The sequence below is a fragment of the Pseudomonas sp. TWR1-1-4 genome, from assembly GCF_049897165.1.
Taxonomy (GTDB): Bacteria; Pseudomonadota; Gammaproteobacteria; order Pseudomonadales; family Pseudomonadaceae; genus Aquipseudomonas; species Aquipseudomonas canadensis.
In genome coordinates, this window is sequence record NZ_JAFCVS010000005.1 from 294,633 (window position 1) to 307,421 (window position 12,789).

12 protein-coding genes are annotated in these 12,789 nt (G+C 60.5%); 3 read left to right on the forward strand and 9 right to left on the reverse strand.

The features are described from left to right. Positions 1-49 precede the first annotated feature (49 nt). The gene (locus tag ACP7C6_RS17120; RefSeq protein ID WP_028618345.1) at positions 50-832 is read right to left on the reverse strand and encodes a sulfite exporter TauE/SafE family protein; all 783 of its coding nucleotides are present in this window, start codon (positions 830-832) and stop codon (positions 50-52) included. Between the two features lie 120 nt (positions 833-952). On the opposite strand from ACP7C6_RS17120, the gene ACP7C6_RS17125 reads away from it, so the two are divergent. Next, positions 953-1,699: an NRDE family protein gene (locus ACP7C6_RS17125; RefSeq protein ID WP_426109027.1), complete on the forward strand. Its 747-nt coding sequence runs from the start codon at positions 953-955 to the stop codon at positions 1,697-1,699. Between the two features lie 160 nt (positions 1,700-1,859). On the opposite strand, the gene ptsP is transcribed toward ACP7C6_RS17125, so the two are convergent. Together ptsP and ACP7C6_RS17135 are read right to left on the reverse strand one after the other, a co-directional pair. Next, positions 1,860-4,139, reverse strand: a complete 2,280-nt coding sequence (gene ptsP / locus ACP7C6_RS17130) for a phosphoenolpyruvate--protein phosphotransferase (RefSeq protein ID WP_028618347.1) — start codon at positions 4,137-4,139, stop codon at positions 1,860-1,862. 22 nt (positions 4,140-4,161) lie between these two features. Further along, positions 4,162-4,641, reverse strand: coding sequence for an RNA pyrophosphohydrolase (locus tag ACP7C6_RS17135; RefSeq protein WP_003176750.1), 480 nt, complete (start codon positions 4,639-4,641; stop codon positions 4,162-4,164). 143 nt (positions 4,642-4,784) lie between these two features. On the opposite strand from ACP7C6_RS17135, the gene ACP7C6_RS17140 reads away from it, so the two are divergent. Then, positions 4,785-5,441 (forward strand): HAD family hydrolase, encoded by a 657-nt coding sequence (locus ACP7C6_RS17140; RefSeq protein WP_028618348.1) that lies wholly within the window; start codon positions 4,785-4,787, stop codon positions 5,439-5,441. Positions 5,442-5,547: 106 nt separating this feature from the next. On the opposite strand, the gene ACP7C6_RS17145 is transcribed toward ACP7C6_RS17140, so the two are convergent. Next, positions 5,548-5,961, reverse strand: a complete 414-nt coding sequence (locus ACP7C6_RS17145) for a DUF2269 family protein (RefSeq protein WP_028618349.1) — start codon at positions 5,959-5,961, stop codon at positions 5,548-5,550. 41 nt (positions 5,962-6,002) lie between these two features. Further along, a complete protein-coding gene (ilvA, locus tag ACP7C6_RS17150; RefSeq protein ID WP_028618350.1) occupies positions 6,003-7,517 on the reverse strand; it encodes a threonine ammonia-lyase, biosynthetic in 1,515 nt (504 codons plus the stop codon). Between the two features lie 137 nt (positions 7,518-7,654). Between ilvA and rpiA the strand changes: the two genes are divergently transcribed. After that, positions 7,655-8,326, forward strand: a complete 672-nt coding sequence (gene rpiA / locus ACP7C6_RS17155; protein ID WP_068936376.1) for a ribose-5-phosphate isomerase RpiA — start codon at positions 7,655-7,657, stop codon at positions 8,324-8,326. A gap of 28 nt (positions 8,327-8,354) precedes the next feature. On the opposite strand, the gene ACP7C6_RS17160 is transcribed toward rpiA, so the two are convergent. From ACP7C6_RS17160 to ACP7C6_RS17175, 4 genes are all read right to left on the reverse strand, one after another. Next, positions 8,355-9,269, reverse strand: coding sequence for an SdiA-regulated domain-containing protein (locus ACP7C6_RS17160; protein ID WP_308908113.1), 915 nt, complete (start codon positions 9,267-9,269; stop codon positions 8,355-8,357). Positions 9,270-9,389: 120 nt separating this feature from the next. Beyond that, a complete protein-coding gene (locus tag ACP7C6_RS17165) occupies positions 9,390-10,316 on the reverse strand; it encodes an SdiA-regulated domain-containing protein (RefSeq protein ID WP_028618353.1) in 927 nt (308 codons plus the stop codon). A gap of 213 nt (positions 10,317-10,529) precedes the next feature. Next, positions 10,530-11,195 carry a fumarylacetoacetate hydrolase family protein gene (locus ACP7C6_RS17170; RefSeq protein WP_028618354.1) on the reverse strand — a complete coding sequence of 222 codons (666 nt, stop codon included), beginning with the start codon at positions 11,193-11,195 and terminating at the stop codon, positions 10,530-10,532. A 21-nt stretch (positions 11,196-11,216) separates the two neighbouring features. Continuing rightward, on the reverse strand, positions 11,217-12,611 hold the full coding sequence (locus ACP7C6_RS17175; protein WP_016979015.1) for an FAD-binding oxidoreductase: 1,395 nt from the start codon (positions 12,609-12,611) through the stop codon (positions 11,217-11,219). Positions 12,612-12,789: the final 178 nt, after the last annotated feature.

Sequence of the window (12,789 nt, forward strand, 5' to 3'; positions counted from 1 at the left end):
CGACCGGGACCATGCCGGGCCGCGATTAAGCCTGCATTATTCAAATTCTTTAAAGCAAAAAGTTCAGACCGACACAGAACAACAGCCCGGCGAACAAGCGCTTGAGCAGACGCGGCGACAATCGATGTGCCAAGCGTGCGCCGAAGCGGGCAAACACCATGCTGGTCAGGGCAATGCCCAGCAGCGCCGGCAAATACACGAACCCTAGACTATGAGCGGGCAACAGCGGGTCATGCCAGCCCAGAATCATGAAACTTAATGCACTGGCCAGCGCAATCGGCAGGCCGCAGGCCGATGAAGTGGCCACCGCCTGCTGCATAGGCACGCTGCGCCAGGTCAAAAACGGCACCGTCAGCGAGCCGCCGCCAATCCCGAAAATCGCCGAGGCCCAGCCGATAAACGTACCGGCGACGGTCAAGCCAAACTTGCCCGGCACCGTCCGGCTGGCCTTGGGCTTCACCTCCAGTGCCAGTTGAACGGCCACCAGCAAGGCAAATACGCCGATGATCTTTTGCAGGTGCGGGCCGGAAATCGCCTCGGCGGTCAATGCGCCAAAACCGGCGCCGATCAGGATGCCCACGGTCATCCACACAAAGATCGGCCAACGCACCGCGCCCCGTCGATGATGCTCGCGCACAGCATTCACCGAGGTAAAAATGATGGTCGCCAGGGAGGTGCCCACGGCCAGGTGGGTCAGCACCTGCGGGTCGAAGCCCTGCAAGGTGAAGCTGAACACCAGTACCGGCACGATGATGATCCCGCCGCCCACGCCGAACAGCCCGGCGAGTACACCCGCACAGGCACCGAGCAGCAAATACAGCAGAAATTCCATGGGAGCCCCCGAACCAAGTCCGGCATGTTAACGGATGGAAGGCATGCGACCCAACTGCATACGATGGAACGCCTCGGCTTGAGTGGGTAGAGTGGCTAAAAACACAAAAGGGATCGCCTGATGTGCCTGATTGTTTTCGCCTGGCGGCCGGGCCACGCCCAGCCACTGATCGTCGCGGCCAACCGCGACGAGTTCTACGCCCGCCCCAGCCTGCCGCTGGCCCAGTGGCTGGATGCGCCCGAGGTCTACGCCGGTCGTGACCAGGAAGCCGGCGGTACTTGGCTGGGGGTCAATGCCGATGGCCGCTTTGGCGCGCTGACCAATATCCGCGACCCGCACCAGCCTCCGGCCCGTAAGTCCCGTGGCGAGTTGGTCGCGCGATTTCTCAGCGGCTCGCTGCCGATTGAAGAGTATTTGGCCGACGTTAACGGCCGCTCGATTGAATATGCCGGGTTTAACCTGCTGATAGGCACGCGCGATGAGCTGTGGCATTACAACGCCAACCATACGGAGCCGACGCGGCTGAAGTCCGGCGTGTATGGATTATCCAACGCAGGGTTGGATACACCGTGGCCCAAATTGCTCAAGGCCAAGGCGGCGTTGAGCGAAATACTCGTGGACCCACAGCCTGACGCGTTATTGGGGATTTTGAGTGATCCGCAGACGGCGCCGTTTGCGGACCTGCCAGATACCGGAGTGGGCTTGGCGACGGAAAGTCTTTTATCCAGCGTGTTTATCGCCAGCCCAAGTTATGGGACGCGGGCGAGTACGGCGCTGATCGTGAATGCCGACGGGACGCGGCGGATGGTGGAGCGCAGTTTTGGGCCGCATGGTGGGCGACTTGGCGAGGTAGAACTCACCCTGTAGAGCGGTTTTGTGGTGAGCGGGCTTGCCCCGCGCTGGGCTGCGGAGCGGCCCCAAAACCTGCCGATGCGTTCCGCCTGAAAAAACGCGGGGTTCTTGATGGGGCCGCTTCGCAGCCCAGCGCGGGGCAAGCCCGCTCACTACAAAAGCCCACCCTCTGAAATCAGAGGGTTTTTGCGGAGGCCGGGTTGATCATCCGTGTCAGCCCCAGATTCTTCAGCGCCAACTGCAGCGAGCTGTGGATAACTTGCGGGTTGTCGATGGTCATCAACTCCGCCAGCAAGTCCTTGGCCATGCTCAACTCAACCTGGCGCAACATCCACTTCACTTTCGGCAAGTTGGTGGCGTTCATCGACAGGCTGTCAAAACCCATCGCCATCAACAGCACTGCCGCCGCCGGGTCGCCGGCCATTTCGCCGCAGATGCTCACCGGCTTGCCTTCGGCATGGGCGTCGCGCACCACATGTTGCAGTGCTTGCAGAACCGCCGGGTGCAGGTAGTCGTAAAGGTCGGCCACCCTTGGGTTGTTACGGTCCACGGCCAGCAGGTATTGGGTCAGGTCGTTGGAACCTACCGAGAGGAAGTCCACCTGGCGCGCCAGCTCCTTGGCCTGGTACACCGCCGCCGGGATTTCGATCATCACGCCAATCGGCGGCATCGGTACGTCGGCGCCTTCGTCGCGCACTTCGCCCCAGGCGCGGTGGATCAAGTGCAGCGCCTCTTCCAGCTCGTGGGTGCCGGAGATCATCGGCAGCAGGATGCGCAGATTGTTCAGGCCTTCGCTGGCCTTGAGCATGGCGCGGGTCTGTACGAGGAAAATTTCAGGGTGGTCGAGGGTTACGCGAATGCCGCGCCAGCCCAGGAAGGGGTTGTCTTCCTTGATCGGGAAATAAGACAGTGACTTGTCGCCGCCGATATCCAGGCTGCGCATGGTCACCGGCAACGGGTGGAAGGCCTGCAGTTGCTCGCGATAAATCGCCAGCTGCTCCTTCTCGCTCGGGAAACGCTGGTTGATCATGAACGGCACTTCGGTGCGGTACAGCCCCACGCCTTCAGCGCCGCGCTGTTGCGCACGAGCCACGTCGGCCAGCAGGCCGGTGTTGACCAGCAGCGGCACGCGATGGCCGTCGGTGGTTACGCACGGCAGTTCGCGCAATGAATCGAGGCCCAGCGCCAGTTGTTTCTCTTCCTCAACCACTTCGGCGTATTGCTTGCGCAACACTTCGCTGGGGTTGGTGAACACTTCACCGCGATGGCCATCGACGATCATGCCGATGCCGTCGACCTTGGCATACGGCAGGTCGACCAGGCCCATCACCGTCGGGATGCCCATGGCACGCGCCAGGATCGCAACGTGGGAGTTGCCCGAACCGAGTACCGAGACCAGGCCCACCAACTTGCCCTCGGGCACTTCGCCGAGCATGGTGGCGGTCAGTTCCTCACTGATAAGGATGGTGTTGTCGGGGTAAACCAGGTTGGTAGTGCGGTCTTCCTGCAGCTTGGCCAGCAGACGGCGACCGAGGTCGCGCACATCCGAGGCCCGCTCACGCAGGTAGTCGTCATCCATCATTTCGAAACGGTTGACGTGATCGGTGACCACCTGGCGCAGTGCGCCCTGGGCCCACTGGCCGGTCTTGATCACCGTCTTGACTTCGTTACCCAACGACGCGTCGTCGAGCATCATCTGGTACACGTCGAACAGCGCACGCTCTTCGGGGCGCAGCTGGGTGGCCAGCTTGTTCGACAGGTTGCGCATGTCAGCGCGCACGCCTTCCAGGGCGGTTTTGAACAGTTTGATTTCAGCGTCGATGTCGTTGACGGTCTTGTCCGGCACCACATCCAGGTCCGCTGGCGGCAACATGACTACCGCCGTACCGACCGCAGCGCCCGGTGAACCCGGCACGCCGACGAACTTGGCTTCCTGGATGCCCTTGCCCTCACGCCCCAGGCCGCGAATCGAGCCGGTGGCTTCGGCGTGGGCGATAACCCCAGCAAGCTGCGCGCTCATGGTCACGAGGAAGGCTTCTTCACCTTCGTCGAACTGGCGGCGTTCTTTTTGCTGGATGACCAACACGCCGACGACGCGGCGGTGGTGAATGATCGGTGCGCCTAGGAACGAGGCGTAACGCTCTTCGCCGGTTTCGGCAAAGTAGCGGTAACGCGGGTGATCGGCCGCGTTTTCAAGGTTCAGGGGTTCTTCACGCGTCCCCACCAGGCCCACCAGACCTTCATTGGGCGCCATGCTGACCTTACCGATCGAGCGCTTGTTCAAGCCCTCGGTGGCCATCAGCACAAAACGGTTGGTCTCGGGGTCCAGCAGGTAAACCGAGCAGACCTGGCTGCCCATGGCTTCCTTGACGCGCAACACAATAATCCCCAACGCCGCCTTGAGATCCTTGGCGGAGTTAACTTCCTGGACGATCTTGCGCAGCGTATTGAGCATGGCTCGGGGTCGAACTCCGTCGTCAGTCGCGCGCTAAAAGGCGCGGGGCAAGCTCTTTGAGAGCGCGACGATAAACTTCGCGCTTGAATGTCACCACCTGGCCCAACGGGTACCAATAGCTGACCCAGCGCCAACCATCGAACTCCGGTTTACCGGTCAAATCCATCCGCACCCGCTGCTCGTTGGAGATCAGGCGCAGGAGAAACCACTTCTGCTTCTGGCCGATGCACAGCGGTTGGCTGTGGGTACGCACCAGGCGTTGCGGCAAACGATAGCGCAACCAGCCACGGGTACACGCCAGAATTTGTACATCTTCGCGCTCAAGGCCGACTTCTTCATTCAACTCACGGTACAAGGCGTCTTCAGGGGTTTCGTCGGGGTTGATTCCACCTTGAGGAAACTGCCAGGCATCTTGGTTGATTCGGCGAGCCCATAGCACCTGTCCGGCATCATTCGTAAGAATAATCCCGACATTAGGACGGAAACCATCGGGGTCGATCACGGCAACAACCTCGCAAACGCATGTCGCCGCATTGTTCCACAAAGGTTGATGAAGCGGCAACGAGGCTTCTTACCTTATGTGCACTCTTGTGAAAAGACCGTATTCTGGACGCCTTTTTACAGACATTTCAGCGAGTAACTGCAATGCGCCTGGCTTTATTCGACTTGGACAACACCCTCCTCGGCGGTGACAGCGATCACGCCTGGGGCGATTACCTCTGTGAACGCGGGATTCTTGACCCGATCGCCTACAAGGCCCGCAACGACGGGTTCTACCAGGACTACCTGGCCGGCAAGCTCGACAACGCCGCCTACCTGAACTTCAGCCTGGAAATCCTCGGCCGCACCGAGATGGCCCAACTGGACGAGTGGCACAACGACTTCATGCGCGACTGCATCGAACCGCTGATGCTGCCCCTGGCCGCAGAATTGCTGGCCAAGCACCGCGCCGCCGGTGACAAGCTGGTGATCATCACCGCCACCAACCGTTTCGTCACCGCGCCGATTGCCGCACGCCTGGGCGTGGACACCCTGATCGCCACCGAATGCGAGATGGAAAACGGCCGCTACACCGGACGCAGCACTGATATTCCGTGCTTTCGCGAGGGCAAGGTGACGCGTTTGAATCGTTGGCTGGAAGAGACCGGGTATAGCCTGGAAGACAGCTACTTCTATAGCGATTCGATGAATGACCTGCCGCTATTGGAGCAGGTGACTCACCCGGTGGCAGTGGATCCGGACCCGAATTTGCGGGCTGAAGCTGAGAGACGTGGCTGGCCGGTGATTACGCTGCGAAGCTGATGGGTTTCACCTGTAGGAGCGAGCTTGCTCGCGAAAATCGTCAATGATGACGCGGGCATTCTGAATGAACGCGGTATCCTCGCGCTTTTCGCGAGCAAGCTCGCTCCTACACGGGCTTGGCACCCATCAATCCGGCAATCGCCACGAACCCCACCAGGCTGACCACCGCCAGCACCAACGTGAAGTTCAGGCTACCGCCCTCGCCCTTGCGCAGGCGATTGAGCCGCGCCACCAGCCAGAACCAGGCCAGCGCCGCCACGGTATAGAGGAGGCTGGAACCCAGGATCCAGGTCTGCCCCAGCGGCCAGCCGACCAGGTGCACCAGCCACCAACCGGTAAACGGCATGCTGACCACACACACGCCCATCAACAACCAGACGAACGCCCACGGGCGCTGCACGGTCACCGCCGGACCCGCGCTGCGTTTGCGCCAGGCCAGTATCGCCAGGCCCAGGCCGCTAAGCAGCAGCAATACCGTGGCCGCGATGTGGATAACTTTCAGGGTGATCAGGGTTTCCATGTCTCGTCTTCCTTAAAGGCCGCCCCCATCAGCGTAGTCGCTCAACCGAGGAACAGTTTGTAGGCCGGGTTATCGCTTTCATCCCAGTACGGGTAGCCGATGGCCTCCAGGGCTGCCGGTACCAGGTGACGCTCGTTCGCCGGCACTTGCAGGCCGGCGACCACACGACCGTCGGCTGCGCCGTGGTTGCGATAGTGGAACATCGAGATGTTCCAGCGCCCGCCCAATTTGTTAAGAAAGTTGAACAAGGCCCCCGGACGCTCCGGGAATTCGAAGCGAAACACCACTTCATTGCTGACGTGAGCCGCATGGCCGCCGACCATATGGCGGATGTGCAACTTGGCCAGTTCGTTCTCGGTCAGGTCCAGCACCGGAAAACCATGGCCTGTCAGGCTGGCGATCAGCGCACTGCGCGGGTCGTTTTCCGGGTGGGTCTGCACGCCGACAAAGATGTGCGCCTCGCTGCCGGAGTGGAAGCGGTAGTTGAATTCGGTGATCTGGCGCTTGCCCACGGCCTCGCAGAACGCCTTGAAGCTGCCGGGTTTCTCGGGGATGGTCACGGCGATGATGGCTTCGCGGCCCTCACCCAACTCAGCGCGCTCGGCTACATGGCGCAGGCGGTCGAAGTTGACGTTGGCGCCGGAATCGATGGCAACCAGGGTCTGCCCGGTGACGCCACGGGTCTCGACGTACTTCTTGATCCCGGCCACACCCAATGCCCCTGCCGGCTCGGTGATGGAACGGGTGTCGTCGTAGATGTCCTTGATCGCCGCACAGATTTCATCAGTGCTCACGGTGATCACTTCGTCTACATAGTCTTTGCAGATATCAAACGTGTGCTGGCCGATCTGCGCTACCGCCACGCCATCGGCGAAGATACCAACGGTTGGCAACACCACGCGCTCGCCCGCGGCCAGGGCGGCTTGCAGGCAATTGGAGTCGTCCGGCTCGACGCCGATGACCTTGATGTCCGGGCGCAGGTATTTCACGTATGCCGCAATTCCGGCAATCAGCCCGCCGCCGCCCACCGGGACGAAAATCGCGTCCAGAGGCCCCGGATGCTGGCGCAGGATCTCCATCGCCACGGTGCCCTGCCCGGCAATGGTGTGCGGATCATCATAAGGATGGATGTAGACGTAGCCTTTTTCGTCGACCAGTTTTAGCGAGTAGGCCAGGGCTTCCGGGAAGGAATCGCCATGCAGCACCACTTTGCCGCCACGCGAGCGCACGCCTTCGACCTTGATTTCCGGGGTGGTCTTGGGCATCACGATAGTAGCTTTCACCCCGAGCACCTTGGCCGCCAGGGCCAGGCCCTGGGCATGGTTGCCGGCCGACGCCGTGACCACGCCGCGTGCGCGTTCCTCAGCCGTCAGTTGGGTCAGCTTGTTGTACGCGCCGCGAATCTTGAACGAGAACACCGGCTGCAAGTCTTCACGCTTGAGCCAGACCTTGTTGCCAAGCCGCTCCGAGAGCTGGCGGGCGGTCTGCAACGGGGTTTCTACGGCAACGTCGTAGACGCGCGAGGTGAGGATCTTTTTGACGTACTGTTCAAGCATCGGCGGGAATCACTGAGCAGGTTGGGCAGGGCCAAGGAGTCTAACCCAGCGTTTGGCCGGGCGACCACACGAATCCAGAGGTTTTGTTGGGTTATACTCGCGCCCCTCGATAACTCCCCGCCCGTTCCGGAGCCCGCATGACCCAGGATCAACTCAAACAGGCAGTGGCCCAGGCCGCCGTCGATTTAATCCTTCCTAAACTCGACGACAAGAGCATCGTCGGTGTCGGCACCGGCTCCACCGCCAACTGCTTCATCGACGCACTGGCCCAACACAAGGGTGCATTCGACGGCGCCGTGGCCAGCTCCGAAGCCACTGCCGCGCGCCTGAAAGGCCATGGTATTCCGGTGTACGAGCTCAACACCGTGAGCGACCTGGAGTTCTACGTCGACGGCGCCGATGAAAGCGACGAGCACCTGAACCTGATCAAAGGCGGCGGCGCAGCCCTGACCCGCGAGAAAATTGTCGCGGCCGTGGCCAAGACCTTTATCTGCATCGCCGACGCCAGCAAGTTGGTGCCCGTACTCGGCGCGTTCCCGCTGCCGGTGGAAGTGATCCCTATGGCCCGCAGTCACGTGGCCCGAGAGCTGGTAAAACTGGGCGGCGACCCGGTGTACCGCGAAGGCGTATTGACCGACAACGGCAACATCATCCTCGACGTGTTCAACATGCAGATCACTAATCCGGTGGAGCTGGAAACTCAGATCAACGCGATCGTCGGCGTGGTCACCAACGGTCTGTTCGCCGCGCGTCCAGCGGATGTGCTGTTGCTGGGCACCTCCGAAGGCGTGAAAACCCTCAAGGTTTGACGCGCTCCCACATTGGTCCTGCGGTACTTCAGGGATGGGTTTTCTTGAACACGTAAAACAGGTTTGGCTCGCTGACGAGGTACAACGCGCCCTCGTCATCCATGGCGATCCCTTCGGCCTGAGGCACCCGCTTTTTCAGGCCATGGCGCCCGTTCAGCAGTGACAGACTGCTCAGCGGGCGACCGTCGATATCCAGTTCCAGCACCAGGAACGACTCATCCGACAGCGCCAGTAAATGGCCGCTGCGCTCGTCGTATTGCAGGCTCGACAGGTCACGCACAAACAATCCGGCATCACGCTTGGGGTTGTTGATCACGTGCACCGAATAGGTTTTTTCCGGCTTGAAGTGGGGAAAACCGTGGACCTCGTAGATGAGCATCGGATCGCGCTCCTTGGCCACGAACAGGCGCTTGCCCAGCGAGTCATAGGCCAGCCCCTCAAACCCCTTGTTGCCGCCAACGTGCAGGCCCAGGGTCATTTGCTCCGCATCGGCGGCGTCGAGGAATTGGGTGTCGTCGTCCACATGCACTTTGATCAGCCGCTGCTGGCGCTCATCGCTGATCACGTAAATGTTGTCGCTGATGAATTCCACCGCCTCGGCATCGCCAAACCCTATCAAGGGAATCCGCCGAAGGATCTTGCCCTCAAGGGACAGCTCGATCAGTTCGGCGTTTTTATTGGTGACGGTAAACAGGCTTTTGCGCACAGGATCGAAGGTCAAGGCCGACACATCGTCGTCCAACCCCTCGATCACTTGGGCTTCCAGGGTCACACGGTAGTCCGCCAGGCCAATGGAGCGTTCATCCGTCGGCTGGCGCCACGCCTGCCAGTTGAACCAGGCGCGCTCGAACAGGCGGAAATGTTGCGCAACGGCCCCGGCGCTGACCAAGGCGATCAGCGCAAGCATGATGAGAAGGGGTTTGGGGCTGGCTAGTCGTCGCATCGGGCGGGCTCAAAATCAAAAGTGGCGAATGAATATCACGCCTGTCTGAATTTAAACTTAAACGCGCCCTGATGTCTGGCGAATGCCGCTCATAGAGACATATCCGACGTAATCGGTGTGCTATTTCTGCTTTTCGAAACGATAGAACAGGTTTGGCTCACTGACAATGTACAGCGTGCCGTTCTCATCCATGGTCACGCCTTCCGCCCGTGGAATGGTGTTTTTGAGACCGTTGAAACCGCCGAGCAGGGTCATGAAGCTGACTTGCTCACCCTTCTCGTCCAACTCCAGCAGCAGGTGAGAGTCGGCCGACAGCACCAGCAGATGCCCGGTGCGCGGGTCGACGGCCAGGGCCGAGAGGTTACGCATGTCCAATTCTTTGCTGGTCAGCTTTTGCTTATCGCCGGACAGGGTCGGGCCGCCGTCGCTTTTCCAGGTGAACAGCGCCGGCGGGCGCTCCTCGCCCAGCACCAGTTGCTGGTTGCGCTTGTCCCAGGTTATGGCTTCAAAGGCTTTGTTCTGGTCTTTGGACGGGCCCAGGTCATAACTCGGGAAGTCGGCCTTGTTCAACGCCGCGGTGGTGGCGTCGACCTTGACGATGGTCAGTGTGTGCTGGCGCTCATCGACCACGGCGATCAGGCCGTTTTCCATCACTGTCACGCCTTCCGGGTTATCCCAGCCGTTGAGCGGCATCTTGCGCAGCACATCGCCTTGCAGGCTCAACTCAGCGAGGAACGGGTTCTTGCCCATCACGGAAAACAGGGTTTTGGTCTGAGGGTTGTAGGAGACGTCGGACGCTTCGTCCTTCTCCATGCCCGGCAAAAGCTTGCCGTCGATCACGACATGGTAGTCCGGCAGCCAGACGCTTTCCTGGCGTTCAGCGGGCGATTCAAAACGCTCCAACACCCACAGGACACCCCGATCATCCCAGTGCATGATCCAGGCAAGGCCGTAGGAAATCACTCCCACCAGCAACAGCCAGGAATACCAGCGCAAGGCAAACCGAGAACGCGGCTTGGGTGTAGCGGAGGGCAAGGACACGGCCATTGAGCGCTTTTTCCGGAAAGTCAGCGTTAGGTGATAGCACAGGAACCACAGGCCCGCGCGCAAGAGGCTGAGGATTATCCGGATGGCGTGTGAAAAAAATGCAAAAAGCGACTGAACTGTAGAAGCCGGCTTGCCGGCGATGGGATCGACGGGGTGTGCCAGTTGCACCGCACTGACCCCATCGCCGGCAAGCCGGCTCCTACAAGAGCGGGTTCAGCGAACGCTGCTTTCGAAGCGGCTCACACCCGACAACTCCAACACCAGCTCATCGCCCACATTCAGCGGGCCCACGCCGGCCGGGGTGCCGGTGAGGATCACATCGCCCGCTTGCAGCGAGAAGCAACCGGCCATGTGCTGGATCATCGGAATGATCGGGTTGAGCATCTGCGCGCTGTTGCCATCCTGGCGCACTTCGCCATTGATGCTCAGGCGGATGCCGATGTCGGTCACGTCCGGGAAGGTGCTGCCCACCACGAACGGCGCGATTACCGCCGCACCATCGAAGGACTTGGCGATTTCCCACGGCAGGCCCTTGGCTTTCAGCTCGGCCTGTTTGTCGCGCAGGGTCAGGTCCAGGGCCGGGGCGAAGCCGGAAATCGCATCCAACACTTCTTCACGGCTGGGCTTGGTCGACAAGGGTTTGCCGATCAATACCGCGATTTCCGCCTCGTAGTGCACCGAGCCGCGTTCGGTCGGGATGCTGAAACCGCCTTCCAGCGGCACCACGCAGCTGCCCGGTTTGATGAACAGCAGCGGCTCGGTGGGCACCGGGTTGTCCAGTTCCTTGGCATGTTCGGCATAGTTACGCCCGATACACACCACTTTGCCGAGCGGAAAGTGGATGTTGGTGCCGTCGACATACTTGTGCTGGTAGCTCATGGAACGACTCCTTCAGGGCGATTAAACAGCGAAGATCTTGCCAGGGTTCATGATCCCGTTCGGGTCGAACACGGCTTTGACGGCCTTCATGTATTCGATTTCAACCGGCGAGCGGCTGTAGGTCAGGTAGTCACGCTTGGTCATGCCCACACCGTGTTCGGCGGAGATCGAACCGTTGTACTTCTCGACGGTTTCAAACACCCACTTGTTCACGGTGGCGCACTTGGCGAAGAACTCGTCCTTGCTCAGGTTTTCTGGCTTGAGGATGTTCAGGTGCAGGTTGCCGTCGCCGATGTGGCCGAACCAGACGATTTCAAAATCTGGGTAGTGTTCGCCGACGATCGCGTCGATTTCCTTCAAGAACGCCGGTACTTTGGAGACAGTTACCGAGATATCGTTCTTGTACGGGGTCCAGTGGGAAATGGTTTCGGAGATGTACTCGCGCAGTTTCCACAGGTTGTGCAGCTGGGTTTCACTCTGGCTCATCACACCGTCCAGCACCCAGCCTTGTTCCACGCAGTGCTCGAAGGTTTCCAGTGCGTGGTTGGCGACTTCTTCGGTGGTGGCTTCGAATTCCAGCAGCGCATAGAACGGGCACTCGGTTTCGAACGGCGCCGGCACGTCGCCACGGCCCATGACCTTGGCCAGGGCCTTGTCGGAGAAGAATTCGAAGGCGGTCAGGTCCAGCTTGCTTTGGAACGCGTGCAATACCGGCATGATCGAATCAAAGTCGGTGGTGCCCAGCACCATCGCGGTGAGGTTTTTCGGCGCACGGTCCAGGCGCATGGTGGCTTCGACCACAAAACCCAAAGTGCCCTCGGCGCCGATGAACAGCTGGCGCATGTCGTAGCCGGTGGCGTTCTTGATCAGGTCGCGGTTCAGCTCAAGTACGTCGCCCTTGCCGGTGACAACCTTCATGCCGGCCACCCAGTTGCGGGTCATGCCGTAGCGAATAACCTTGATCCCGCCGGCATTGGTGCCGATATTGCCGCCAATCTGGCTGGAACCCGACGATGCGAAGTCCACCGGGTAGTACAGGCCCTTTTCTTCAGCGACGTTCTGCAATTGCTTGGTGACCACGCCCGGCTGGCACACGGCGGTGCGGTCGGTGAGGTTCACGTCGAGGATCTGGTTCATATAGTCGAACGACACCACCACTTCGCCATTCGCCGCCACGGCAGCGGCCGACAAGCCAGTACGTCCGCCCGATGGCACCAGCGCCACCTTGTGGGTATTGGCCCAGCGCACAATAGCCTGGACCTGCTCAGTGGTCTTGGGGAAGACGATGGCGGTCGGCGCGGGTGCGAAGTGCTTGGTCCAATCCTTGCCGTAAGCCTCCAGGGAGTCTGCATCGGTCAGCACTTTGCCGGGCTCAACCAGGGTCTTTAGCTCATCAATCAGGGCAGGATGGGTCATCGACAGAACTCTCGAACAATTCATGGTCATCCTGAGAACGCTTCACGTCGCAGGAATAGGTGTTTAGCGGGGCGCGTATGCTAGCATACCGCCCCCGCAGGACAGAGCCCAAGGGCGTTTCTGCGGTGACGGCTTTCCTGCCGTCCGGGTCAGCTTGTGCTGCTCGATTCCCTGCCAT

Coding starts and splice junctions, on each gene's coding strand:
- ACP7C6_RS17125 (WP_426109027.1), top strand. CDS start 953: ATGTGCCTGATTGTTTTCGCCTGGCGGCCGGGCCACGCCCAGCCACTG.
- rpiA (WP_068936376.1), top strand. CDS start 7,655: ATGACCCAGGATCAACTCAAACAGGCAGTGGCCCAGGCCGCCGTCGAT.
- ACP7C6_RS17175 (WP_016979015.1), bottom strand. CDS start 12,611: ATGACCCATCCTGCCCTGATTGATGAGCTAAAGACCCTGGTTGAGCCC.
- ACP7C6_RS17170 (WP_028618354.1), bottom strand. CDS start 11,195: ATGAGCTACCAGCACAAGTATGTCGACGGCACCAACATCCACTTTCCG.
- ACP7C6_RS17120 (WP_028618345.1), bottom strand. CDS start 832: ATGGAATTTCTGCTGTATTTGCTGCTCGGTGCCTGTGCGGGTGTACTC.
- ilvA (WP_028618350.1), bottom strand. CDS start 7,517: ATGCTTGAACAGTACGTCAAAAAGATCCTCACCTCGCGCGTCTACGAC.
- ACP7C6_RS17165 (WP_028618353.1), bottom strand. CDS start 10,316: ATGGCCGTGTCCTTGCCCTCCGCTACACCCAAGCCGCGTTCTCGGTTT.
- ACP7C6_RS17140 (WP_028618348.1), top strand. CDS start 4,785: ATGCGCCTGGCTTTATTCGACTTGGACAACACCCTCCTCGGCGGTGAC.
- ACP7C6_RS17145 (WP_028618349.1), bottom strand. CDS start 5,961: ATGGAAACCCTGATCACCCTGAAAGTTATCCACATCGCGGCCACGGTA.
- ACP7C6_RS17160 (WP_308908113.1), bottom strand. CDS start 9,269: ATGCGACGACTAGCCAGCCCCAAACCCCTTCTCATCATGCTTGCGCTG.
- ptsP (WP_028618347.1), bottom strand. CDS start 4,139: ATGCTCAATACGCTGCGCAAGATCGTCCAGGAAGTTAACTCCGCCAAG.